The sequence below is a fragment of the Actinotignum urematis genome, assembly GCF_051264595.1.
Classification (GTDB): Bacteria; Actinomycetota; Actinomycetes; order Actinomycetales; family Actinomycetaceae; genus Actinotignum; species Actinotignum timonense_A.
Genome location: NZ_JBOZBG010000014.1, coordinates 36,307 through 60,249 on the forward strand (window position 1 = coordinate 36,307; position 23,943 = coordinate 60,249).

Sequence of the window (23,943 nt, forward strand, 5' to 3'; positions counted from 1 at the left end):
CTGCCGCACGAATATTGCGCCGCCCGAATGATCCAATGCCTGGAAGGCGTCGCAGTACAGCCGCGGCAGCCTACCTACCGCGTACTAAATTCCATCTCCTCGAGTTCGCGACCCTTCGTCTCCGGGATGTAACGCACCACCAGCCAGATGAGCAGCGCACCCACTACCGCGTAGGAGAAGTACGTACCGGCTAGCCCCAGAGATTGGGCGAATACCGGGAACAGCAGCGTCACCAGGGTGCCGCCAATCCAGTTGCCCGCCGTCGCCAAACCGAGGCCCGCGGTGCGGATGAGGTTCGGGAAAATCTCCCCGAGGAAGACCCACAGCACCACGCCCCAGGTACCGCAGAAAATAATGTAAACGAGGTGCACGCTCACCAGCGCAATCGCCGCCCACGCTCCGGGAAGCTGGAGCGCGCCGTCGGCATCCACCGTGCCCTGCATGAACGCAATACCGGAGGTGATCATTGTAATGAACATGCCAATCGCGCCCCAGAGCAGCAGCGGCCGGCGCCCCACCCGGTCAATCAAAAGCATGCCCACCACGGTCATGCCGATGCCGATCATTGAGGTAACGACCGGGATAAATACTGCCAGGTTGCCGGTGTAGCCCACCGTCTCCCACAGCTGGGTGGCGTACAGCAAAATGTTATTAATGCCGGCCATCTGGATGAGGAAAGCGAAGGCGAGGGCCACCCACACCACCGGGTGTAGGAAGTACTTCGGGTGGCGCAAATCTCGCAACCGCGGCTGATGCCCGCGCAGGCTTCGTTTGATTTCCTCCACGCGTTCGGCCGGATTCGCGTCCGCTCCGGTAGAAGTCAGAATCTTAACGGCTTCCGCCTCACGCCCCACGGAAACCAGGTAGCGCGGCGATTCGGGCAGCCGCAGCGCCAGCACCCCGTAAATAACCGCCGGCACCAGCTCGCTCATGAACATCCAGCGCCAGGTCTCCAGCCCGAACCACAAAATATCGTCTGCCGAACCGGAAATTTTCACCAGGATGAAATTAGAAATAAAAGCCCCGAAAATACCGATGCCGATGGCCAGCTGTTGCAGGGTGCCCAGCCGCCCGCGTTTATCCGCGGGTGCGATCTCGGCGATGTACGCGGGGGCGACGACGGCGCTCACACCCACGCCCAACCCGCCGAGCAAACGCCAGCCCACCAGCTGCCAGGCACCGAAAGACAGCCCGGACATCAGTGCCGAAATGGACAGCAAGATCGCGGCCGTGACCATGACTCGGATACGCCCGTATTTATTGGAGAATTGCCCGGCGAACCAGGCGCCGATGGCTGCGCCCAGATTCACCACCGAGACCACCACTCCCGTCATGAGGGAGCTGAGGTCGAACCCGGTCACGTTCCCTGATACCGACCCGATAGCACCATTAATAACGGCGACGTCGAAGCCGAAGAGGAAACCTCCGAGCGCAGCGGCGATGGCTACCTGAAGGAGCCGCGAAGAAGTCGCCTTACTCATTGTTCTGCCTTTCTTTTGTGGAGGTGGAAAGTTCGTGGGTGGAAAGTTGCGAGGTGGGACGCGGTTTCGCGAAAGCGGCCGCGATAAATTCACTCATTCGAGTCCGGACTTGTGCCCACACATCCGTACCCGGAGCGCTGAGCATGCCGTGGAAGGTCCCCGGATACATATGCAGCTCCACGGCCGCGCCGGCATCCATAAGATCGCGCGCCCAGTCCAGGCCCTCGTCGCGCAGTGGATCCACCGGATTGACCACCAGGAACATGGGCAAGCCCGCATAAGGCCCGCTACCTGCGGAAATAGGCTCGGCGCGGTACCCGGAATCGCCGACGTACGCGCTCCACGCCGCGGCCGCCGCCTCCCGCGTCCACACCGGCCCGTCGCGATAGGTCCGGTAGGAAAGCGTGTCGAGGCGCGGGCTTACGCACGGTTCTAGGGCGACGACGCCGCACAATCCCGCCAGTTCCTCTGGCGGCGCAAAGCGCAGCACCTGATCGGCCAGGCCGGCCCCGGCTGAATCGCCGAAGATCAGCACGGGCGCATCCGGGAAAGCCCGCGCAATAAACTTCAGCGCCGCGCGGCAATCATCTACCGCCGCCGGGAACGGATGCTCGGGAGCCAGTAGATAATCGGGGACCACCACGGTTGCCCCGCTCATTTGAGCGATCTCAGCATTACGGGCGTCATCGTAGCGGGCCCGGCCCGCCACGTAACCGCCGCCGTGCAGGGATAGGGCCACGCGGGGCTGCGGCGTCGTCGTGCTGTCGGGATGGAAAATACGCAGCTCTAAGCCGTTTTCCTCCACGATCTCACGGCGAATGCCCGCGGGGAGCTCCGGTTCCGCGCCCAGCAGCGCCTCGCCTTCCGCGCGCATGGCCGGGGTATCCCAGGTGGTCTGCTCGGGCACGCCCGCCAGCAGCGGCGTGAGCTGCGGATCGATGTAGGGCTGCGGGCGCGCCTGCGTTTTCGCGCACTCGGCCAGGAAGAGATCTACCGCGGCGTAGAACGCGTTTTCCTGATCGCGGCGGACCGTATGGGTGGAGTGCGGGATAAGCAGCCCGCGCAGTTGCGGGTTGCGGTGCTCGGTCAGGGCTTCGATCCCGGTGGCACCGAAGAGTACGTCGTCGGCGTCACCGGTCACGAGGAGGGTGGGCATGTGCAGCTGGCTGAGCACCTCGCGCCCGGGGTGGCCCACCACGCCGGTGGCAATAAAATCGAGGTCCACCTCTGTCTTACCCTGCGCCCAGCCCGCGTATTCGGAGGGCGTCCAGGTGGTGTAGGACTCGCGGAGCGAAGCGATGGCTTCGGGCAGGTATTCGCGCACCCGTTCCTGGGTTTTGCCCAGGCTTTCCGCGGCTTCGCGGTAGGTCTGGACCTGCTCGGGGGTGAGGAGAGCCGGGTCCTCGAGCACCAGCCCGGCGATGAGTGCGGGATGCGCGGCGGCGATATGTGCGGCAACCGCGCCTCCCAGGGAATGGCCCATGAGGAGGACCTGGCGCGAGGGCGTGCCGGCCGCGGCCCGCACCACCACATCCGCCGCGGTGGCCACGAGGGCGGCGAAAGGATCGGCCAGGTCATCCTTGGCGAAACGCGCCGAAAGCCCGTGGCCGAGCAGGTCACAGAGCACCACCCGGTAGTCCCGCCCGTAGTGCGCGGCGAGGCTGTGCAGCGAGGCCGCACAATCGGTCACCCCGTGAAAAGCCACGATGGTGCCCTCGATGGGGGCCCCGGAAACTGAATACGATAACGCGGAATGCCTCATTGCGCTCCTTTGCTAGTGGGTACGTGCGTGGGCGCTGTGCCCAGGGCTGCGCGGGATAATCGCCTGGAGGGTGACGAAAGGCGTGGCATCATCTGTGGCATCTTTCGTATCGTCACCCGTGCTGGCGCCTTCTTGACCGTTCGCCACGGCCGCCTCGTTATCCACCCGGTATTCCTCCACGAGCTCGTACATTTTCTTGGAAAGTTCGGCAGCCTGCTCGCGGGTGAGCAGAACTTCCGCCGGGTGCAAGCTGGTGAACAGTGGCCGTTCCTCCGGGTGATCGGTGCGGGCGGTCATCGCCGCGAGCCACAGCGAAGTGGCCCACTCTAGAATCGCGGTGCCGGCCGCGGTAACGCTTTTGGAATACTCCGGATTAGGCAGGCTGGAATCGGTGGCCATGCGCGGGGACGTGAGCGTCCACACCCGATCCCGTTTATCGCGCGCCTGGGTGGGATCCTCGCGAATCAAGCCGCCACGAGCCAGAATCCGCAGGTGGTAGCTCATGGAATTGGCGGGTAGGTCCAGTTCTTCGGCCAGGTCGGCGGCGCGCGCGTGGCCTAGGCGGCTCAGGGTGTGAAGTAAACTTAAACGAACCGGGTGGGAAAGCGCCCGCAGCTGTTCGCGGTTGAGGCGAGCTGCCGTTTCTGTTGTGGTGGTCCCCGGTGCGGTGCTACTCGATTCGGGGGTGCCGTCAGATGAAGCCATGGGTTCATTGTAGCTGGAGTGCTCGGTTCTCCCATATTCGCAACAACTGTTGCGCAATATATGTTGCGCAATTATAGTGGGAGGTGAAAGCCAGGGAAATGGCCAAAATAGGCAAGGAGAAAGCATGTCAAGCGCGGCACACGAGCCAGTCACAGTAACGGATCAGGTGACCACCAAAAATCAGGTGGCCGGTTCGGAGCGTGAACCGGCCACCATCTGGGCTTCGCGCGAATACCGAGCCTGGTTTGCCGGCGACCTCCTCCAAGACCTGGGCGCCGGCATCGCTATGTTCGCCTTCCCGCTGGTCTGCCTGGCCGTCACCGGCTCCCCGGTCCACGCCGGAACCGTAGGCTTTTTCCAAGGGGCGGGCACCCTGCTGGGCATCCTTCCCGGGGGAGTCCTGGCCGACCGCCACAACCGGCGCACCCTGCGTCTGGTTTCCTCCGGACTGGGCGTGCTCGCGCAGGTGGCGCTGGTAGCGCTGCTCCTCACCGGCACGGCGAACGTGGCGAACCTCGCCGCACTCGCCTTCCTGGACCGCTTGCGCAATTCGCTGCTTTCCCCGGCCTCTAATTCCATGCTCAAACAGGTGGTACCCGGGCGCTTGCTGCCCAACGCCGTGGCTGCAAATCAGGGGCGCGACGCCGCTATTACCCTGGCCACCGGCCCGGCAGGCGGGGCACTGCTCGCTATCCACCTCTACGTTCCTGCCCTCGCGCAAATCATTGGGCAGTTGGCGAGTATGGTGGCCACGCTGCGCATGCGTGGGGATTACCGGCCCGGGCGCCGCGAGGGCTCAGAAAGCGCCACTCAATCCGGCGGTGCCGAGCGCTCTTGCGATTCCAAGCGTGCTGAAAGCGCCGCCCGCGCCGGGGATTCGCCAAAGTCGAAGCGTTCCGGACGCCTCTCCCGCGCGCTCGCGGAATTCAACGAATCACTGCGCTGGATGTGGGATCGCACCGTGGTGCGCGTGCTCCTTATCTGCGCCTGCCTGCTCAACTTGGGGTGGGCCGGCATGATGATGAGCGTGACCCTCGGCCTTGCCAGCCGCGGAGTCGCGCCCGCACTCATCGGGCTGCTGGCGACCGCGCTCGGCTGCGGGGCACTTGCCGGGGCGATGGTCGCAGCCAAAATTGTTGCCCGCGTGCCTTCCGGAGCGCTGATCGTGACCGGATTCCTCCTGTGCGCCGGCGTCGTCGCCCTTGTGCCCTTTCTGCCCAGCCTGGGGTGGATCGGCGCGATGTACGCCTTCATGGGTCTCATCATTCCCGCCGTCAACGCCGCGGTCCTGGGCCTCGTCACTCTCATGACGCCCAACGAGCTCATGGGGCGCGTGGGTTCGGTCAGCCAGTTCTTCTCCTCCGGCGCGGCCGCTTTCGCGCCCGCGCTCGCGGGCTGGGGCATCGGCACTCTGGGCTGGGAACTCACCCAGAGTGCCTTCGCCCTTCCCACCGCGCTCGCGGCCTTCGCTATGTTGGCGTCTGCGCAGGTCCGGCGCATTCCGGCCTCGCCGCAGTGGGAGACTTACCTGGAAGAAACCGGTGCTATGCAAGTCCAGGATTAAGGGCGACGCCGCCCTTCCCGCACCAGCAACTCAGGCTATATCAGTGCCCCTGCGGTGAACTCAGCGGAGCCAGTGCGCCGTTCACCGCGCGCTCCCACAGCTCGCGCTCCACGGCGTGGAGCAGGCGGCGGCCCACGGGTTCAAGGTACCCGGCCGCTTCCAGCGCGTCATCGACCTCATCGCAGGCGGCTTGGTAGTCCTCAAAAGAAGCGAAACGCCCCAGAGTCGACTCGCGCGAGTGCAGTGTCATGAGGCCGTAGACGGGATTCTCTGGCGCTCCCGGAAGGAAGTCCGCAATGGGATGCGCCAGGAGCCCTAATTCAATCCCGCCCGAAAGCAGGCCGGAATCATCCTTCACCCACCGATCGCCCTCCGCATCGAACCAGGTAGAAGGCGCAGCCGGCTCCCCCTCCGCAGCCCACTTTTCCACCGCGGCCATGGACCCGGTAATAATAGGCTCAATGGGCAGCACGCTCAGCGCCTCCAAGAACGCCGTATCCATCTCGCGCGGGCGCCGCTTCGCCTTGACCACTTCCGAATTTTGCGGAATCACCCGCGAACGAGCATCGGAATGCTGGGAGCGCCGCACGTGCCAATGCCGGCGCAGCGGTCCGTCCCCCAAGCGCAGGCACTCGGGGCTCGCTCCAAAGAGGCTCACATCGGCCTCCGAAGAAGTGCTGACCACCGGCACGTCAAGCTGGGCGGGCTCTACCAGGTGGAATACAAAAGCCCCGTGGCGCTTCGCGCCGGTTCCGGTCCCGCCCAAGGCCAAGGTGCGCAGAATCCGGGGCGGAACCCCGGTCCCGTGCTGGTTAATCGCCTTGACGTACACCGATCCAACCCCGGGAGCGTAACCATCGAAGGGATGCGCTCCGCTTGCCAGCCGCAGCACATCGTGGAAATACGTGAGGTACGTATTGGCGTACACCGAGGATTGCGACTGCCCCATGAGGAAAACGTGCCCCGCCCTCGCAGGACTGCTCGGTGAGTGCAACCACGCGGACACCTGCGCAATCACATCCCAGGCCAAGCCTTCTTCACATTCGTCAAGCTGCATAAACGGATTCCAGCCCGGCTGTGCGGCATCAATCTGGCGCGGCTTTCCGCCCCAGCTCAGCTTCCCGTAACGCTCCGGATCAAAGGTCTGCAAGGCGGAAATCTGGATGGGCTTGGCCGTCACGGATACATAGGTGTGCCGCCTGCTCATCACATAATCCCAGGCTCGCCGCCAATCATCTTCAATGTCGTACCCCTGGGAGGCATTCGAAATGGATACCCACGCCGTGCCCGAACTCCCCTCCACCGGGCGCCGCACCAGCACACGCGTGCAATACGGGATTCCTTCTTTTTCTACGACGACGCAGGCCGCCGGCTGAGCGCCGTCGGCCTTTTCCCCGCGGCCACCACGGCCCGCACCGTTTGCATCTAGCTCTGGCGCAAAAGCGTAAACATTCGCGTTACCGGAAAGGAAATACTCCTCCTCCACGTAACCGTAAGCGGCTAAATCTAGCGGTTCGCGCGCGAAACGCATACTCGAAAATGGGTGGCTGGTATCGGTTACGGGGATCGGGCCCGCGGCATCGGGAACCGGTACGGTCAGTGCTAGTGCGTTCATCATTTCTCCCTCGAAATTCTCTCCGACTGCGATCAATCGTCAGCCTAAGTGCCCGGCTTGTGCGCGGCTTGGCATAGTGGGGGTGAAAAGACGTTCCGCATCCGCCCCCGGGGACTAGTCCCTCAACATTTTCGGTCCGAATCCGTACTGAGCGGCCGCATCCAGGAGCTCCACCGCGTTATGCACACCGAATTTACGCATGAGACTGCGCCGATGGCTGCGCACCGTATTGATCGAAATATGTAAGGTGGCAGCCGCCTCGGAATTTGTGAGGCCCTGGGCGATCTGCGTTAATACGTCCTTCTCTCGGAGGGTAAGCGCAGGTGTGTGCCCCGAGTCGGTTCGTGGTGGCCTATTTTCAGAGGCGGAGTTCTCCGGTGTTTCCGCGGTGATCTGAGTGGGGGTGCTTGGAAGCACGTCCCATACCTCCGCTAAACCATCGGAGTTGAGAATAGTTGCCTGGGGCGCGGCGCGCAGAAGCAAGGCGACCAGCGTGGAGAGCTGGGAAATCCGCGTCCGATCCGTGGTGGAGAAAGCCCCCGCGCGCGAATGGGATTCCAACCATAGGGTGCCCTGCAATTCCTGCCCAATGATGCAGGGTTGGATAACCGCGGAGGCGTGCGTAGCCGCGGAAGCAAAGCGGAATAACGGGCTCATCCGTTCGTAAGCCAGGGAAGAATCCGCGGGGAAAGAATAGAGTTCGGCTACCTCGGCCGGGGTGCGAGCCCAGTACTGTTCGCGCCGCCCGAGGGTCCTCCCGAAAGGCGAATTCGCCTCCACCACGAGGGTGGAATTGTAGTGGGGGAAGCCGTAAACCCCCAGAACCGCAAAAGCGTTCTGGCGCGGCAAAAAGGCGTAGAAATAAATGTAATCCGCATTCGGCGCCACGTCCGCTAGTAGGGCAACCACGTAACGCGCAATGGTGCGCCGATCCGTGGCCGCGTGAAGCGCCTGGATAGCATCCGTCAAACGCTGTGAGAATTGTAGATTCGTTCGCATTCCACATCACCATCCGCCAGGCGAATATTGGGCATTCGCCCCGTGAGCAGGGACTAGTCTACTCGTCTGAAAGTAGGGCAGGAGGGACCTTGATTCACCCCTAGGGTGGCGCCGCGCCGCGCGAGCAGCTCATTACGCTATCGCATGGGCGTAAAGGAACGCTCAGGAATAACCGCATATAACGGATGCGAAGCAGCTCCGTTGCGTGAAAGGATAACCAATGACGGACCCACACACGGTAACGGGTACCAGACCGATACCGCCGTCGGATAACAATGTCGTATCAACAGCAGCCAGCGGGGCGACGGGTGGGGAAGTGAGCCTGGAGAAATCCGCCAAGAAAGCCGCGAAATCTGGTTTTTGGGGCGCGGTTGCCGAATACTACGACTTCGGGCTGTACGGAACCGCATCCGCGGTTATCTTCCCCTCGGTCTTCTTCGGGGGCGGGGAAGATCCAACCCTGGCCAATATCGCCTCGCTCGCCTCATTCGGCGTCGCGTATCTGGCCCGGCCTCTCGGCGCTATTGTGCTCGGCCATCTCGGTGACGCGTGGGGCCGGAAGAAAACACTTCTTCTTACCCTTGGCTTGATGGGCTTCGCAACCCTGGTTATCGGTTTCTTGCCTTCCTATGATTCGGTTGGTCCCGCCGCGGGTGTCATTTTGATTGTGATGCGGCTGATCCAGGGCTTCTCCGCGGGCGGCGAGCAAGCCGGATCCACGGCGATGACTTCTGAACTTGCCCCGCCGGAGAAACGCGGCCGCCTCGTTGCTTTCACCATGCACGGGCTCCTTATCGGTATGTTGCTCGGCATCGCCGCCTTTATCCCGGTATCCAAGGATGAGGAATTCCTCCTCGGTGGGGGCTGGCGTATCCCCTACTTCGTTGCCATCCCGCTGGTGCTCTACGCCCTGTGGGTACGCATCAAGGCGGACGAACCACGCGACGTATACGAAGCACTCGCCCGCAACGAGGGCGCAGCGGCGCAGCACCCGGTCCAGAAAACTTCCGAGGCCGCTACCAATAAGGGAAGCCTCGGCGACCTCTTCAAGAACCACTGGCGCCAAGTCATTCGCGTCATGGCGATGGGCCAATACGCCATCACCGGTGCGCTACTCACGAACTACATGCTCAACTACGGAACCACCTACTGGGGGTGGGAGCGTTCCACTTTGCTGGCGCTCGCGACCCTAGCAATGGGGATCGGTGTGCCTATCCAACCGGTGTGGGCCGCGCTTTCGGATAAGATCGGGCGCCGGCCGGTGTACCTCATGTCAATGTTCAGCCTCGTGGTGCTGTTCCCGGCGATCTTCTGGGCAATTCAGCTCAAGAACGTGCCGCTGCTCGTTGTGCTGCTCTTCATTATCGGCTTGACCTTGGCCGGTGGAAACGTTGTGCAAGCGCCGATGTACAGCGAGATGTTCCCGACCCGCCTGCGCATGACGGGCTACGCGGTATCCACTCAGCTCGGCAATATTATCGTGGGCTTCACCCCGATGATCGCCGCGATTATCGTGCGGCCCGGCGCTTTCGGCTGGCTGCCGGTGCTGACCTTCACCACCATCATGATGGGGCTTGGGATTCTCTCGTGCCTGTCCACGCCGGAAACCATGGGCAAGGTTATTACCGCTGATCTGGAGCAGGAAGTAAGAGCAGAAGCCTAAATCGCGTTCGCTCTGCACCCGTTTGTGCCGCGCGTTCGTAACGCACGTGATGGCAAGCTCTTGAGCAAAAGCAGGCACCGCCGTCCGGTCCGAAGACTGGGCAGCGGTGCCTGCTTTTTCTTCTGGTCCGCGCCGTGGCGGCATGCGGTTTCCGTGCCGTCCTTTATTTTGAACGACGACGCCGCGCCTGCCCCCCGCGCGCCCGCTAGCGGTTCTTGGCGTATTCTTCGTGCGCCCAGGCGCGAATATCTTCTTCGGTCAGCCCATCGTGGAAACGCAATCCTTTCGCCCACTTAATATTCGGGAAAGCAGAGCGTAGGTACTCCTCTGCCTCGTCCATCGGCGAGCTCCCGGAGGTGCAGAAGGGGTGCACTCGCGCGTTCCCCAAATCATGCGAGCTTAAGAAGCTATCCACCACTTTCGGCGGAATGCCCCACCAGATCGGGAAGCCGAGGAACACCTCTGTTGTGCCGCCCAAATCTACCGGTGCTGCGAGTTTCGGGGCCGGGAGCTTACCGTGCTGTTCTAGATTCGCCCGGCTATCCTCGACCTGCCAATCTAAATCCGCATCCGTATACGGCTGAGCTGCCGCTATTCGCACCGCATCGCCGCCAACAATGCCCTGCAAGCGCTGCGCTGCTTTCTCGGTCATGCCAGTTTCGGAAAAGTAAATAATCATAGGTTCCCTTCTTTACTTCTCACCTACCACCACACGCTGGCGGATATGCGCGGTCAGCGGGCCGCGTTCGAGTTCATCAATCACGGCCACCGCCAACTCCGCGGAGGTCACCTCCGGGGAAACATATGTCCACTTAGCAACGTGATTGCCTTCCACCGCTGCCGGGACCTTCCCATCCCCGCTATCGAGCACGATGAGCCGGGTCGGCAGCCCGGAAACCAGATCAATAAGATGGCTCGCGGCGCGCTCGAGGAAGTCCTCTCCGGCATCCGCGCTGGGCGTGAGGGCATCCACCATGGCGTCAAAACCGGCAATATCCCCGCGTTCAATTTCGAATACGTCGCGGCGCAGCGAAACCGGTGCCTCCGTTTCATTTTCCGAGCGCGTCACGGCAATAACTTCGTGCCGGCGCGAAACTGCTTCCTGGGTAATGAGCTTTCCTGCCGAGCCGTTCGCTCCAATAATTGCAATGCGCATCATTCATCCTTTCTGATGGCGGCCACGCGCGTGGCCTGCTGCTGGTGAGGTCTTATCAAGGTGATGGCGGTGGCGGGTGCCCGGCCGCGTAGTTGGGAGCCCATTACGGGGAGAAACGGCAGCATGCCAGCTGGGCCACGATGTCCAGCCGGCCACCGCCGGGGTTGAAAACCTGGGAAACGCACCACCGCATCCCTTCCGAGGGTGAACAAGAGTTCACCATAGATGGTAGCTCAGATATGCCAGAATGAACCCATGACCGAATCGAATCAGCCCGCGCCGAACCCCGTGCCCGCCGACGCGCAGCTCGCGCCCGATGCGCCGCAACCCTCATCCACTTGGGAACGCATGGTCGCCGGGAAAATGTACATCGCGGACGACCCCTACCTCGCCAAAGTCCGCCGCGAGGGCCTCACCGTCCAGCACGAGCTCAACGCCACCAACCCCTCCGATAACGAAACGATCCGCACCATCGCTGCCCGCTTCTTCGGTTCCTTCGACCCGAGCGCCACCGTGGTCCCGCCCGTCCATTGCGATTACGGCGCGAATGTCCACATCGGCCCGGAAGTCTTCATTAACTCCGGCGCGATTCTGCTCGACGTCGCCCCCATCACCCTGGGTCGCCGCGTCCTCATCGGCCCGCGCGTCACGATCACCACCGCCGGCCACCCGGTTCCCCCGCGCCTGCGCGCCGAAACCGACCTCGAATTCGGCACCGCCATCACCATCGGCGATAACGTGTGGATCGGCGCCTCCGCCACCATCGGCCCGGGCGTCACCATCGGCGAAAATTCCATCGTGGGCGCCGGCGCCGTCGTCATGCGTGACGTCCCCGCGAACTGCATTGTGGTTGGGGTCCCGGCCCGCGTGCTCCGGTATTTTAATAACGACGACGACGCCCGCGGCCAAGCGCTTCTCGACGCCTATGTTGCTGACATGGGCCCGCTTAGCTAAAGGACCTGAGCCATCGGTATAAAATACAGCGTATGTCTATCGAACTTCCCCTCATTGATGCCGCCCTCGCGGCGGGTGTGCCGGCCGATGCGGTTATCCCCTTCGGTCGGGATCGGGCGAAGATTGATTACCGCTGGGTAGAAAGCCTCGATGCACAACCGGGTACACCCGGCCGGCAGGGTGCGGAGCTTGCACAACCGAGCCAACCCGAATCCCGCTCCGCGCAACCCGGCCGCCTCGTGCTGGTGACAGCCATGTCACCCACCCCGGCCGGGGAAGGAAAAACCACCACTTCTATCGGCCTGGCCGACGGCCTGCGCTACCTCGGCCAGCGTGCGGTGCTGGCCCTGCGTGAACCCTCGCTGGGGCCCGTCTTCGGGCTCAAGGGCGGGGCCATCGGTGGGGGCCGCGCCACCCTCACCCCGGCGGACTCCATTAACCTGCACTTCAACGGCGATTTCGCCGCTATCGCCGCCGCCCACAACCTGCTGGCCGCCATGACCGATAACGCGGTGTATTTCGATACCCACGACATTGACCCGGCCACGGTGAGCGTGCGCCGCGTGATCGACATGAACGACCGGGCCCTGCGCGCCATCCTCCTCAGCCCCAGCGGGCGCCTGGATAGCGCCGGCCCGGGCGCGGGCACCCACTCCAATCCCGGCGCGCACGCCACCCGCGCCACCGGCTTCGATATTGTTCCCGCCAGCGAAGTCATGGCAGCTTTCTGCCTGGCCTCCTCCTTCGCGGATCTGCGCGAGCGCCTCGATTCCATGGAAGTGGCCCGCACCCGCGCCGGCAAGCCGGTCACCGCCAAAGACCTGGGAGCTACCGGCGCTATGCTCGCCCTGCTCGCCGAAGCTTTTTCCCCGAACCTGGTCGCCACCCGGGAAGGAACCCTCGCCCTGGTTCACGGCGGGCCCTTCGCCAATATCGCCCACGGTTGCAATTCCGTGATGGCCACCCGCGCCGCGCTCGCGATGGGGGAGATCGCGGTCACCGAAGCGGGCTTCGGGGCCGACCTGGGCGCCGAAAAGTTCATTGACATTATGTGCCGGACCTCCGGGCTGCGCCCCGATGCGGTTGTATTCGTTGTTACCTTGCGCGCCCTGCGCTACCACGGGGGTATCGCCAATGCCGCCCGGCATATCCATAATTTGCGGGCGGTATGGGGGCAGTCCGTCGTCGTCGCCCTTAATCGTTTTGATACGGATACCGAAGCCGATATCGCAAAGGTGCGCACGCAATTCGAAGATCTGGGCGTGCCCGTGGCCGTTTCCGAGCATTTCGCGCGCGGCGGGGAAGGTGCGGCGCCACTGGCTGAAGCGGTCCTGCGCGCCCTCGAAATGCCCTCCCGCACCACGTTCACGTACCCGGATCACGCGAGCCTTGCCGAAAAAATCACCGCGGTGGTGCGGCGCGTCTACGGGGGCGCGAGCGTGACCTTCGCGCAAGAAGCCCGCGAGCAACTGCGCGACCTGGAAGAACGCGGCTACGGCAGCTATCCCGTGTGCATCGCGAAAACCCCGGCCTCCTTCACCACCGACCCGAAACGCCTGGGCGCGCCCAGCGATTTCGACGTGCCGGTACGCGAGGTGCATCTCTCCGCGGGTGGCCGGTTCGTCGTCGTCATGGCCGGGAGCGTCATGCTGATGCCGGGCCTGCCCCAAGAACCATCCGCGCTGGCCATTGACGTGGACGGCGCCGGAAATGTGCGCGGTATTCACTAAAAATCCCTCTCGATCACGCCGCCCCAAAGTGTTACCCTGGACACGTGAGCGGCGACGGGGCCGCTCCGCGCACTTATGCGCGTGTGAATCCCCACGGAGGACGATATGACAAAGTTCGTATACGCATTTACCGAGGGCAACAAGGACATGAAGGACCTGCTCGGCGGCAAGGGAGCTAACCTGGCTGAGATGGTCCACATGGATTTGCCTGTCCCACCCGGTTTCACCATCACCACCGAAGCTTGCCGCTACTACCTGAGTAACGGACAGGAACCCGAAGAACTTGAAGCGGAGGTGACGCGCCACCTAGAAGCCGTGGAAGAGCAGATGGGCAAGAAACTTGGCGATCCGGAGGATCCGCTGCTGCTCTCGGTGCGTTCGGGCGCGAAGTTCTCCATGCCCGGCATGATGGAAACCGTGCTCAATATTGGCCTCAATGATGAATCAGTCAAGGGCCTGGCGGCGCAATCCGGCAACGAACGTTTCGCCTGGGATTCCTACCGGCGCCTCATCCAAATGTTCGCCCGGACCGTGCTCGATATTGATGGGGATCTTTTCTCGGACGCCCTGCATGCCCTCCAAAAGGAAAAAGGCTACAGCGGCGATCTTGATATGACGACGGCGGACCTGCAAGAGCTGGTCGAACAATTCAAGGGAATCGTGCGGCGCGCCACCGGGTACCCCTTCCCGCAGAACCCGCGCCGGCAAATGAACCTCGCAATCACCGCGGTGTTCCGCTCCTGGAACACCGAACGCGCCCGCATCTACCGCCGGCGCGAACACATCCCGGATGACCTGGGCACCGCCGTCAATATTTGCACGATGGTCTTCGGCAATATGGGGGAGAAGTCCGGTACCGGCGTGGCCTTCACCCGCGATCCTTCCACCGGGCACTCCGGGGTGTACGGCGATTACCTGGTCAATGCCCAGGGTGAGGATGTGGTGGCCGGTATCCGCAATACCCTCTCCCTCAAGGACCTCGAGCAGCTGGACCCGGTTTCCTACAACGAGCTCATGGACATCATGAAGCGCCTGGAGAACCACTACCGGGATCTGTGCGATATCGAATTCACCATCCAGGAAGGCAAGCTGTGGATGCTGCAAACCCGCGTGGGGAAGCGCACCGCCGCCGCTGCTTTCCGGGTGGCCACCCAGCTGGTGGACGAAGGGCTCATCAGCGCGGAAGAAGCCATCACCCGTACCACCGGCGAACAGCTCACCTCGCTGCTCTTCCCGCAGTTCCAGCGCGATGCGCAGCGCACCCTCATCACCAAGGCCATGGCGGCCTCCCCGGGTGCGGCCGTGGGCGAAGTGGTGTTCAGTAACGAGCAGGCGGAGGCGCGCGCCGCGGAAGGTGCCAAGGTGATCCTGGTGCGCCGCGAAACCAACCCGGATGACCTGCCCGGCATGGTGGTGGCCGCCGGCGTGCTCACCGCGCGCGGCGGGAAAACCTCGCACGCCGCGGTGGTGGCCCGCGGGATGGGCCGCACCTGCGTGGTGGGCGCGGAGGATCTGCTGGTGGAAGAAAAGGCCGGCACGGTCTTCATCAAGTCCACCGGGCAGACGCTGCGCGCCGGGGACGTGATCTCCATTGACGGCACCACCGGGGAAGTGTTCTTCGGGGCGGTGCCGGTGGAAGATTCCCCGGTCATGATCTATGTTTCCCAGGGCTTGGAGGCCGCGCTGGAAGCCGCCGGCGATGATGTGGACACCTGCGAACTGGTGCGTTCCGTGGATCGCATCCTCACCCAGGCGGATAAGTCCGCGCGTATGCACGTGCGGGCCAATGCCGATAATCCGGAAGATGCCGCGCGCGCTCGCGAATTCGGGGCGCAGGGGATCGGCCTGTGCCGCACCGAGCATATGTTCTTGGGCGAGCGGCGCGAACTCATTGAGCACGTGATCCTCGCGGCCACCCCGGAATTGCAGGAGGCGGCCCTGGGTGCGCTCATGCCGCTTCAGCGCGGTGATTTCGAAGGTATTTTCGAGGCGATGGACGGCCTGCCGGTGGTGGTGCGCCTCATCGACCCGCCGCTGCACGAATTCCTCCCGGATATGACGAAGCTGGCGGTTGAGGTAGCCACCATGGAAGCCCGCGGTCAGCAGGTGCCCGAACACACCCGCACCCTGCTGCGGGCGGCAACCGAACGCCACGAAGATAACCCGATGCTGGGCCTGCGCGGGGTGCGCCTGTCCATCCAGATCCCCGGTTTCGTGGATCTCCAGGTGCGGGCGGTGGCCGAAGCTGCGGTTGCTTGCCGCAAGCGCGGCCTGGATCCGCATCCGGAAATCATGATCCCGCTCATCGGTTCGGATAAGGAATTCCGCCTGGTCGCGGACCGTGCCCGCAAGATCATCGCCGATGTGGAACGCGAATCCGGCTACGACCTGGACATCGCGATCGGCAATATGATTGAGCTGCCGCGCGCGGCGATTATCGCGGAGAAGATCGCCGAAGATTCCGAATTCTTCTCCTTCGGCACCAATGACCTGACCCAGACCACGTGGGGCTTCTCGCGGGACGACGTCGAACACGAATTCATTCCGACCTATATGGCGGAAGGGATCTTTGACACCTCGCCCTTCGAGACCATCGACTGCGAAGGCGTGGGCGAGTTGGTGCGCATGGGTACCGAACGCGGCCGGAAGGGCAACCCGAATCTCACCGTGGGTATCTGCGGCGAGCACGGCGGGGATCCCGCCTCGGTGCACTTCTTCGACTCTGTCGGTTTGGATTACGTGTCCTGCTCCCCGTTCCGGGTGCCGGTGGCGCGCCTGGAAGCCGGGCGCGCGGCCGTCATGGCCAAGGGGCAGGAGTCCGGAGCCGGCGCGACGGCGTAGCTTTGGCACCTCGCGCGTAGCTGCGAGGCTGCGGAGCCGCGAAGCGGCGGCTTTGAGCCCGCAAGCGCGAGCTGAACGCGGCTAGCACAGCACAGCGGCCGGGCGGGAACCGAGCTCTTCACGGAGCTGGTTTCCACCCGGCCGCTTGGCATCTGGTGGCTTAGCGATACCGGGCCACCGGGGCCGTTCGGGCACGGCAGCGTAAGCACCCGGAGACGCGGGCGCCGTCGTACAAGAAAGTGCGGTGCAGTCAATTCTCAGGTACCTCGCCTAGGATAGGCTTGGGTAGGCAGGTTGGTGCGGTAAGCAGTATCGGAGATGGTATCTCGTGGGCGTTTTCTCATTACGTGGCGGGCAATTTCATCGCGCGGCGCCTCCCGCTGATCTTCCGGAAGAAACCCGCGCCTCCGTTGCCGAAGCGTTGCGCGCCCAGATTGCGGAGTTCCTCGATTTCCCGGCCTTCCAGGTGGCGTGGACACGCCCGGAGGGGGAGAGCGGCACCGCTTCTCTGGTTGCCTTGGATGCCACCGGGAACATTATTAGCGTCGATATTATTGATATTCTCGACGGCGCAGCGCTCCTCGCGGCCCTCGCCCGTTCCGCTCAGCACGCCACTTTAGACAGGCGCGAAATCACCCGGCTTTTCCCGGGCGGGCCTCACGATTTTTCCTCCGCTTGGCAGGAGTTCACCGCCGTCAATCCGCCCATTCCGGAACCGGCGCCGCGCCTGAGCATCTTCGCTTTCGCTATCGATCCGGATATTACTGACGCCGTGCGGGCCCTGGCCGGAGCCGGGGTGCAGGTCTGGCAGGTGACCATCCTGGAGCGGGCGGCCGGGATTTTGCTCTCTGTGGACGAAGTCCGCCTCCAGCGCGCCACCGCGCTCGGGCCGGCCGCCGGGGTGCCGGTGTTGAATGTGGCGCCCGAGGCGGAAGCGGAAACGGAAGCGGGCGATCATCCCGAGGCGGAGGCTATGCCGGAAGTCTCGCGGGAAGGCGATGCGGCACCCGAGGCGGAGAATATGCCGGAAACGGAGGCTCAGCCTGAGCCGGTAGCCGAGCAACCGGCAGAAACACCTGAAGTGGCGGAACTTGCTACCGAGCGGCCGCGGCGGCGCGGAAGCCGGGCCGCCCAGCCGGGTACCGAAAGCGCTGCACGCAGCCGCAATATTTGGCAGGAAATCCGCGGCCGCCGCGCCGCGCATACCTCCGCTGCGGCCGCTACATCCGTGCCCAGCTCAGCGGCCGGCGCCGCGCACACCGCCGCGCACCGCGCTGCTAATTCCGCCCCTCCTGAGGGCGCTTATCGGAGTGATCATCAGGCTGCCCCGCGGCGTCGGGCGCGGCGCGCGGCGGAATAAAGTTCACGCGGTGCGGCCGGAATTCGAAGCCACCCCGCTTTACCGTGATAATCGGACTGGTGTCCTCCGGTAAACCGAGCCGCTTGCGGCGCTCCGCTTCCTTGCGCCGAGCCTTCTCCCGCCGTTCAATGCGCGCTTCTATAGCTATTTCCTCAAGCGCTTTCTTGGCTGCCAGATTGGCTTCTTTTACCTCCGCTGTGGTCAAGCCGGTTTTCCATTCCCGTATCCCGAACACCTCGATAATCGCGACGGTGGTAGCCACGCCGCCACAGATGAGTGCCTGCCGGGAGTCCCACGTCAGTGCGAATGCGACAAGAAAATAGACCCCTGTAAAAAATACAATCCGGCACAGCGGGGGAATCCATCCGCCCGGGCTCGGATGGTGCCAGCGGCGTTGATCCCAACGGTCGACGTGCGCCGAAAAGAATTCAACAGCCACGGTGCTCAGCACAACGATGAGCAGCAGAGCGAAAAAATTCACCTGGTGAAGGAGGAACAACCGGCTCAGCGCCAGCGCAATCACAATACCTATCGCGGTAATAGTGCCTGTAATGAGGTGCCCGCTCCACGACTGGCGGAAAGGCACCGGCGTCCAATCCGGATCCGGAGGAATACGAACCATAGCTATCCCTTCACTCGACGCATGTGCAAAGTGTACGTGGCTGTCGGCGTCAAGTAGTTGGAAAAGTCAGGGACTTTAACATATATGAAAGTGATGGTCATGGCTTCATGTTGATCACCGCCAAGACAGTTGGTCGGTCACTACCATCGTCAGGCGTGCTCGTAACATTAAACGATGCCCCAAGCACGAGCTGAGCAACGGCAATCCTAGCCCCGCGTCAACCGCTGACTTTCCCCGCCTCGCCGCGCCGGCGAGGAAGGTATGTTTTTCCGGGATGTACTGCGGATGTCGTACATACGAAGTACAGCTTAGAAAACATATACCCTGTCCCCAGGTTCTGGTGTGACTATTGAACTTCATGAGGTCCATGAGAAGCTCGCGGGAAGCTCGCCGCGTCCGCCCGAAATCAAAGTGCAACGGCAGCTACGTTAAGAAATCGTTTTGATGTCGTGGGGTTGCATCCTGTGGCGGCCACTGTCGTGGGGTTGCATCCTGTGGGGCTCGATGTCCGTGGGGTTGCATCCTGAACGGCCCGGCAGGCCCGACCAGCCGGGCCCGCCGAAACGCCTGGCGCGGGCACGCTATCCGTGGCACCCTGGAATGGAAAGCCCCCGCGGCGCGGAGCCTACGGTGGCGGCCCCGGGAAAGCAGGCAGAAAACAAGCAGAAAACAAGCGGAAAGCAAGCAGAACACGAAAAGGAAGCCCCATGCGCAACATCACCTTGGCGAACGGCGATACCGTGCCGGCCCTCGGGCTGGGCACCTGGTTCCTCGGCGATAACCCGGCGAGCCGGCAGGAAGAAATCGCGGCGCTGCGCTGCGGAATCGAAGGCGGGGCGCGGCTCATCGACACCGCGGAAATGTACGGCAGTGGGCGCTCCGAAGAACTCGTGGGCGAAGCAATCACGCCTTTCCCGCGCGAATCTCTCTACCTCATCACCAAAGTGCTGCCCTCCAACGCCTCGCGCCACCGCATGGAGGCCGCGCTCGACGCCAGCCTCAAGCGCCTCGGAACCGACTACGTTGATATGTACCTCTACCACTGGCGCGGCGGCACCCCGCTGGCCGAAACCGTGGCGGAACTCGAACGCCTGCGCGCGACCGGGAAAATCCGCAGCTGGGGCGTCTCTAATTTCGACGTTGAAGATATGCAGGACCTGGCCGCGGTGCCCGGCGGCGCCAACTGCCAGGCCAACGAGGTGCTCTACCACCTCGGCTCGCGCGGCATCGAAGTGGAGCTGCGCGGCCTCATGGAACGGCGCGGCGTGGCGCTCATCGCCTACTGCCCACTCGCCCAGGCCGGCACCCTGCGCAACGGCCTGGTCACCAACCCGGCCCTCACCGAGGTCGCCCGTGAACTGGGCATCAGCCCCTTCCAAGTTCTCCTCGCCTGGGTGCTGGCGCAGGGCGACGCCATCGCGATTCCGCGCACCGGCAAACTCACACATATGCGGGAAAACTTGGAGGCCGCGCGCCTCGAACTGAGCGCCGACCAACTCGCGCGCCTGGACGCCGCCTTCCCGGCTCCGCGCTTCCGAGTCCCCCTCGATGTGGAATAGCTTCGCTCCAGGTGGTACGACGGCGCCGCGGCGCGCCCGCGCGCCGCGGGGACGCGGCGTCGTCGTGCTTAAAAGCCATGCACGGTAACCCGCAGCTACACCGCTCCGTAACCGATCTGGCGGAAAAATATCGCCACGGCCCCGGCGATCTTTCCGTGCCGGGCCTTACGTCATAGGGAGGGGGTCAAAAAAATGGAACAATGTTCCATGTCAGGAAAGTGGCGCAGTTGCTACGAATATTCGACATAAGGAGTAGTCATGGTTAATCGCATGATCCTCAACCAAACCTCGTACTTCGGGCGCGGTGCGCTCGACCAGCTGGTCCCCGAGCTGCATCGCCGCGGCTTCAAGAAAGTCCTCATCATCACCGACAAGGGCGTGCGCCAGGCCGGGACCGTGGACCTAGTGACGAAGCGTTTGGATGAGGCCGATTTTGCTTACGAGATTTTCGACGACGTTGTTCCGAACCCGCCCGTCGAAAATGTGAAGGCCGGCGTGCAGGCGCTCAAGGATTCCGGCGCGGATGTGCTTATCGGCCTGGGCGGCGGTTCCCCGCAGGATACCGCGAAGGCCATCGGCATTATCGGTGCGAACCCCGAATTCTCCGATGTTCTTTCCCTCGAGGGCGTGGCGGACACCAAGAACCCCTCCGTGCCGATTATCGGTATCCCCACCACCGCCGGTACCGCTTCGGAAACCACCATTAACTACGTGATTACCGATACCGAGAAGCACCGCAAGTTTGTGTGCGTGGACGAACACGATATTCCGGTGCTCGCCATTGTGGATCCGGATCTCATGGACGGCATGCCGCGTTCCCTCAAGGTGGCGACCGGGCTCGATGCCCTCACCCACGCCATCGAAGGCTACATCACCCCGGGTGCCTGGGAGCTTTCGGACGCGGTTCACCTCAAGGCGATCCAGATGATCGCGAAGAACCTGCGCAAGGCTGCCGACGGTGATACCGACGCCGTGGAACAGATGGGTTACGCCTCCTACATCGCGGGCATGGGCTACTCCAATGTGGGCCTGGGCCTGGTGCACGGCATGGCGCACCCGCTCGGTGGGCGTTACGACGCGCCGCACGGCGTGGCCAACGGTATCCTGCTGCCGGCCGTCATGAAGTTCAACGCCGAGTACACCGGTGAAAAGTACCGCGATATTGCGCATGCCTTCGGCATGAAGGATTCGTACGACGTCGCGCTAGAAGACGCGCGTACCTACGCGGTGGACGCGGTCAAGCAGCTGGTTGAGGACCTGGGTAACCCCACCACGATCTCCGCGGTGGGCGTGGACGAATCCGGCCTCGACGCCCTGGCCGAGGACGCCTTCAACGACGTGTGCACCCCGGGCAACCCCCGCAAGGCCACCAAGGAAGAAATCCGCGCGCTCTACGCCTCCTTGCTCTAAGGGCTGAGGCGTTCGCTTAGCTCATGCGCTCAAGCGGCGAACGTGGCCGGTGCCTGATTAGATTCGGGTGCCGGCCACGTTTCTGTATGAGTGCGGCGCTGTGTGAGCACGCCGCGTGTTGCTATCCGGGTCCGTTATGTGGCCGGGTACGCGGTGGCCAGGTAGCGGCGTCGTCGTTAGGAATCCGTACGCATTTTCAGGACGCACGCGCACAGCAAAGCCGCTCCGGCAATACCCGCGGAAAGCGCCAGGGCTCCGCGGTAGCCGCCCCAGGTTCCCACCAGGGGCGCAACCAGGCCGATGCCCAGGCTCGCGCCCACGCCGAAAGCTGCGCCGTTGAGGCCGGGGAGTGAACCGGGCGCCTCGGGCGGGGCCAGGATCACGCCCAGGCCGTTGACCGTTGTGAGAATCATGCCGTTATAGGTAATTCCAAGAAGCGCGATAAGGGCGAAAACAACCCAGCGGTGCTCAAGGAAAAGCCAGATGCCGCCAATCGCGCACAGGGAAACGGCGAGCCCGGTGCGTAGCACGGTGAGCCAGCCGATTTTCCCTGCCAGCCATCCGGATAGCGGTGCGGCGACCAGGCCAATAAGTGCCGGCGGGGTGAGGTAAAGGAGTGCGGCGCGGCCAGCCTCAAGCCCGTATCCCGCCTCGGAATTCTGGGCGAAAAGCGCGACCGTAAAATTGATAACCGCGAAAACCGAGGCGAGAGACAGCAGCGTTGTGGCGATAAGCGGCCAGCAATGGCGCGATGCCAGATGGCGCAAAGCGAAAAGCGGCGAGGCAACTCGGCGTTCCGCCACGCAAAAAGCGCAGAAAAATAGCACGGCCGCCCCGAAAAATGCGAGGCTGGCCGGGGCGAACCACCCGCGGGTGCCACCGATATTGACGTAGTAGGTCAGGAAAATCAGGCTGAGCGAGAGCAACCCGCCGCCCAACCAATCCATCTTTCCGGTGGTGGTTGGCTGTTTTTGCGCGGGCAGTGCCCGGGCCGTCAGGAAAATCGCGGCCGTGGTGAGTGCGGCGATCACAAAGAAAATCGCTTGGAAGCCGAAGCGGTCCGTAAGGATCCCGCCGAGCCAGCCGTCTAGGCCGCCCACGCCGCCGTTCGCGGCGCTGATAATACCCAGCATCGTGCCGAGCAGCGCGGGAGATACCGATTCGCTCAGAATCATATACGCGAGCTGGAAAACCGCTCCCGAGACGCCTTGCAGGACCCGCCCGGTCACGAAAATGGGGAAGTTCGGGGCGAACGCGCACACCAGTGTGCCCACCAGCAAGATCGCGAGCACCGCCAGCAGCATCCGCGCGCGCCCGAGGAAATCACTCCACCGGGTCAGAAGAATTCCGGCGACCGCGCCGGCCAGGAAGAACAGGCTCGACACCAGCGCGAGCGTCCCCTCGCTCACCGCAAAGCTGCGCCCGATATCGGGGAGCGCGGGAGTCACCATCGTGGTGTTGAGCTGATAGGACAGGACGGCAATAACTAGGGTGACGAGCAAGCCGAGCTGTGTGCCGGGCCGGAGCGCGGTTCCTCCGTCCGGATGGTTTGTATTGGAATTGGGGGACGGACGCTTCGGATCGCTTTGCTGAGGGGTACCGGCAGTGGCCGGAACTTTACGTGCACTCACTTCTCTATTATCGACGACGCCGCAGCTCCTCGCCCGCGCGCTTCATGTGCCGCGGCTCAGAGCTTGGCTGGGCGGTGCTTGAGGGGTGTGTAGGTGTGTGCTGTGGTGGTCTAGACGCTACCCGGGACGGGCGATGAGTCTCCGGCTGGGTTGTTGAGGCGTGTTTTTCAGGTGTTCGAGCGTGGTTTTCTCTGGTTTTCTGGGTGTTTGGGCTGGGTGTGGTGGGTGTCTCTCTGGTTTGATTTGCGTCTAGCGGGCCGGGCTTGTAAGCTTGTTACCCGTCGCCGAGAGCCGGAAACGCCTCAAGGTGACACGGAAACTCCTCGTGAGTAGCCTAGTTCACTAGCTTCCCGGTTTGAAAGAATCTGGTTGTGGTGGTAGGCTAACGGGGTTGCTCTTCTTGAGCGTGAATGATTCTCTCCGGACCAGCCAGTCGATGGTTATTGGTGGTTGGTGTGGGGTGTGGATATGGTGTTTGGATGCTTAATAGCGTGTCTGACTAATATATTTTTTACGTGAAAATTTTTTTGTTCACACGACCGGGCCAGGTTGACTGATTGTTGGTTTCTTGGTTGGTTGTGTGGGTGTGTGCAAGGACAGTTAGCACTCCAACATGTAAAAGGCTGGATGCATTCGTTATTTGTGGGTGTGTTTGGTTTGTTTGTTGGTGGTGTTTTGTTCTTGTTATTTATTTTTTTGTTGAGCTAGCTATTGGCTCTCTGGTTTTTTGTGGAGAGTTTGATCCTGGCTCAGGACGAACGCTGGCGGCGTGCTTAACACATGCAAGTCGAACGATGAAGCCTGCAACTTGTTGTGGGTGGATTAGTGGCGAACGGGTGAGTAATACGTGGGTAACCTGCCCTCCTTTTTGGGATAAGCCTTGGAAACGGG

General features: G+C 62.9%; 17 protein-coding genes and 1 rRNA gene. 9 read left to right on the forward strand and 9 right to left on the reverse strand.

The window, feature by feature from the left end; genetic code table 11:
• Nucleotides 1–74 precede the first annotated feature (74 nt).
• From ACRQDJ_RS06990 to ACRQDJ_RS07000, 3 genes are read right to left on the reverse strand one after another with little or no spacing between them, the layout of a single operon-like run.
• Nucleotides 75–1,481, reverse strand: a complete 1,407-nt coding sequence (locus ACRQDJ_RS06990; RefSeq protein ID WP_026428752.1) for a sugar porter family MFS transporter — start codon at nt 1,479–1,481, stop codon at nt 75–77.
• Nucleotides 1,474–3,243, reverse strand: coding sequence for an alpha/beta hydrolase (locus ACRQDJ_RS06995; RefSeq protein WP_435717917.1), 1,770 nt, complete (start codon nt 3,241–3,243; stop codon nt 1,474–1,476). Before ACRQDJ_RS06995 ends, ACRQDJ_RS06990 begins: the two co-directional genes overlap by 8 nt.
• 12 nt (nt 3,244–3,255) lie before the next feature.
• Nucleotides 3,256–3,948, reverse strand: coding sequence for an ArsR/SmtB family transcription factor (locus ACRQDJ_RS07000; protein ID WP_435717918.1), 693 nt, complete (start codon nt 3,946–3,948; stop codon nt 3,256–3,258).
• 124 nt (nt 3,949–4,072) lie between these two features.
• On the opposite strand from ACRQDJ_RS07000, the gene ACRQDJ_RS07005 reads away from it, so the two are divergent.
• Nucleotides 4,073–5,512 carry an MFS transporter gene (locus tag ACRQDJ_RS07005; protein ID WP_435717919.1) on the forward strand — a complete coding sequence of 480 codons (1,440 nt, stop codon included), beginning with the start codon at nt 4,073–4,075 and terminating at the stop codon, nt 5,510–5,512.
• A 40-nt stretch (nt 5,513–5,552) separates the two neighbouring features.
• Here the strand turns inward: ACRQDJ_RS07005 and ACRQDJ_RS07010 are convergent, their stop codons facing one another.
• Together ACRQDJ_RS07010 and ACRQDJ_RS07015 are read right to left on the reverse strand one after the other, a co-directional pair.
• Entirely contained in the window at nt 5,553–7,130 is a 1,578-nt protein-coding gene (locus ACRQDJ_RS07010; protein WP_435717920.1) for an alpha/beta hydrolase domain-containing protein, read from the reverse strand.
• 111 nt (nt 7,131–7,241) lie between these two features.
• Nucleotides 7,242–8,126, reverse strand: a complete 885-nt coding sequence (locus ACRQDJ_RS07015; protein WP_435717921.1) for a helix-turn-helix transcriptional regulator — start codon at nt 8,124–8,126, stop codon at nt 7,242–7,244.
• Nucleotides 8,127–8,346: 220 nt separating this feature from the next.
• Here ACRQDJ_RS07015 and ACRQDJ_RS07020 point away from each other — a divergent pair, with 220 nt between their 5' ends.
• Nucleotides 8,347–9,789 carry an MFS transporter gene (locus ACRQDJ_RS07020; protein ID WP_435717922.1) on the forward strand — a complete coding sequence of 481 codons (1,443 nt, stop codon included), beginning with the start codon at nt 8,347–8,349 and terminating at the stop codon, nt 9,787–9,789.
• 205 nt (nt 9,790–9,994) lie between these two features.
• Here ACRQDJ_RS07020 and ACRQDJ_RS07025 read toward each other — a convergent pair whose 3' ends face one another.
• Together ACRQDJ_RS07025 and ACRQDJ_RS07030 are read right to left on the reverse strand one after the other, a co-directional pair.
• Nucleotides 9,995–10,468 carry a flavodoxin gene (locus tag ACRQDJ_RS07025; RefSeq protein ID WP_435717923.1) on the reverse strand — a complete coding sequence of 158 codons (474 nt, stop codon included), beginning with the start codon at nt 10,466–10,468 and terminating at the stop codon, nt 9,995–9,997.
• 12 nt (nt 10,469–10,480) lie between these two features.
• A complete protein-coding gene (locus ACRQDJ_RS07030) occupies nt 10,481–10,948 on the reverse strand; it encodes an NAD(P)-dependent oxidoreductase (RefSeq protein WP_435717924.1) in 468 nt (155 codons plus the stop codon).
• A gap of 252 nt (nt 10,949–11,200) precedes the next feature.
• Between ACRQDJ_RS07030 and ACRQDJ_RS07035 the strand changes: the two genes are divergently transcribed.
• The 4 genes from ACRQDJ_RS07035 (at nt 11,201) to ACRQDJ_RS07050 (ending at nt 17,830) form a co-directional block, all read left to right on the forward strand.
• Entirely contained in the window at nt 11,201–11,899 is a 699-nt protein-coding gene (locus ACRQDJ_RS07035) for a sugar O-acetyltransferase (protein WP_435717925.1), read from the forward strand.
• Between the two features lie 32 nt (nt 11,900–11,931).
• The gene (locus ACRQDJ_RS07040) at nt 11,932–13,629 is read left to right on the forward strand and encodes a formate--tetrahydrofolate ligase (protein ID WP_435717926.1); all 1,698 of its coding nucleotides are present in this window, start codon (nt 11,932–11,934) and stop codon (nt 13,627–13,629) included.
• Between the two features lie 105 nt (nt 13,630–13,734).
• Complete coding sequence (gene ppdK, locus ACRQDJ_RS07045) at nt 13,735–16,470, forward strand: pyruvate, phosphate dikinase (protein ID WP_435706393.1); 2,736 nt, start codon at nt 13,735–13,737, stop codon at nt 16,468–16,470.
• A gap of 328 nt (nt 16,471–16,798) precedes the next feature.
• On the forward strand, nt 16,799–17,830 hold the full coding sequence (locus ACRQDJ_RS07050) for a hypothetical protein (RefSeq protein ID WP_435706392.1): 1,032 nt from the start codon (nt 16,799–16,801) through the stop codon (nt 17,828–17,830).
• Here ACRQDJ_RS07050 and ACRQDJ_RS07055 read toward each other — a convergent pair.
• Nucleotides 17,748–18,353: a hypothetical protein gene (locus ACRQDJ_RS07055; RefSeq protein ID WP_435706391.1), complete on the reverse strand. Its 606-nt coding sequence runs from the start codon at nt 18,351–18,353 to the stop codon at nt 17,748–17,750. The genes ACRQDJ_RS07050 and ACRQDJ_RS07055 overlap by 83 nt on opposite strands.
• 806 nt (nt 18,354–19,159) lie before the next feature.
• Here ACRQDJ_RS07055 and ACRQDJ_RS07060 point away from each other — a divergent pair.
• Nucleotides 19,160–20,011 (forward strand): aldo/keto reductase, encoded by an 852-nt coding sequence (locus ACRQDJ_RS07060; RefSeq protein WP_435706390.1) that lies wholly within the window; start codon nt 19,160–19,162, stop codon nt 20,009–20,011.
• Between the two features lie 258 nt (nt 20,012–20,269).
• Entirely contained in the window at nt 20,270–21,421 is a 1,152-nt protein-coding gene (gene fucO, locus ACRQDJ_RS07065) for a lactaldehyde reductase (protein ID WP_284890327.1), read from the forward strand.
• 176 nt (nt 21,422–21,597) lie between these two features.
• On the opposite strand, the gene ACRQDJ_RS07070 is transcribed toward fucO, so the two are convergent.
• The gene (locus ACRQDJ_RS07070; RefSeq protein ID WP_435706389.1) at nt 21,598–23,052 is read right to left on the reverse strand and encodes an MFS transporter; all 1,455 of its coding nucleotides are present in this window, start codon (nt 23,050–23,052) and stop codon (nt 21,598–21,600) included.
• Between the two features lie 726 nt (nt 23,053–23,778).
• On the opposite strand from ACRQDJ_RS07070, the gene ACRQDJ_RS07075 reads away from it, so the two are divergent.
• Nucleotides 23,779–23,943, forward strand: a 16S ribosomal RNA gene (locus ACRQDJ_RS07075); the annotation flags it as partial.

Excerpts from the sequence above, each read along its gene's own strand:
- ACRQDJ_RS06990 (WP_026428752.1), bottom strand. The coding sequence starts at position 1,481 with ATGAGTAAGGCGACTTCTTCGCGGCTCCTTCAGGTAGCCATCGCCGCT.
- ACRQDJ_RS06995 (WP_435717917.1), bottom strand. The coding sequence starts at position 3,243 with ATGAGGCATTCCGCGTTATCGTATTCAGTTTCCGGGGCCCCCATCGAG.
- ACRQDJ_RS07000 (WP_435717918.1), bottom strand. The coding sequence starts at position 3,948 with ATGGCTTCATCTGACGGCACCCCCGAATCGAGTAGCACCGCACCGGGG.
- ACRQDJ_RS07005 (WP_435717919.1), top strand. The coding sequence starts at position 4,073 with ATGTCAAGCGCGGCACACGAGCCAGTCACAGTAACGGATCAGGTGACC.
- ACRQDJ_RS07010 (WP_435717920.1), bottom strand. The coding sequence starts at position 7,130 with ATGATGAACGCACTAGCACTGACCGTACCGGTTCCCGATGCCGCGGGC.
- ACRQDJ_RS07015 (WP_435717921.1), bottom strand. The coding sequence starts at position 8,126 with ATGCGAACGAATCTACAATTCTCACAGCGTTTGACGGATGCTATCCAG.
- ACRQDJ_RS07020 (WP_435717922.1), top strand. The coding sequence starts at position 8,347 with ATGACGGACCCACACACGGTAACGGGTACCAGACCGATACCGCCGTCG.
- ACRQDJ_RS07025 (WP_435717923.1), bottom strand. The coding sequence starts at position 10,468 with ATGATTATTTACTTTTCCGAAACTGGCATGACCGAGAAAGCAGCGCAG.
- ACRQDJ_RS07030 (WP_435717924.1), bottom strand. The coding sequence starts at position 10,948 with ATGATGCGCATTGCAATTATTGGAGCGAACGGCTCGGCAGGAAAGCTC.
- ACRQDJ_RS07035 (WP_435717925.1), top strand. The coding sequence starts at position 11,201 with ATGACCGAATCGAATCAGCCCGCGCCGAACCCCGTGCCCGCCGACGCG.
- ACRQDJ_RS07040 (WP_435717926.1), top strand. The coding sequence starts at position 11,932 with ATGTCTATCGAACTTCCCCTCATTGATGCCGCCCTCGCGGCGGGTGTG.
- ppdK (WP_435706393.1), top strand. The coding sequence starts at position 13,735 with ATGACAAAGTTCGTATACGCATTTACCGAGGGCAACAAGGACATGAAG.
- ACRQDJ_RS07060 (WP_435706390.1), top strand. The coding sequence starts at position 19,160 with ATGCGCAACATCACCTTGGCGAACGGCGATACCGTGCCGGCCCTCGGG.
- fucO (WP_284890327.1), top strand. The coding sequence starts at position 20,270 with ATGGTTAATCGCATGATCCTCAACCAAACCTCGTACTTCGGGCGCGGT.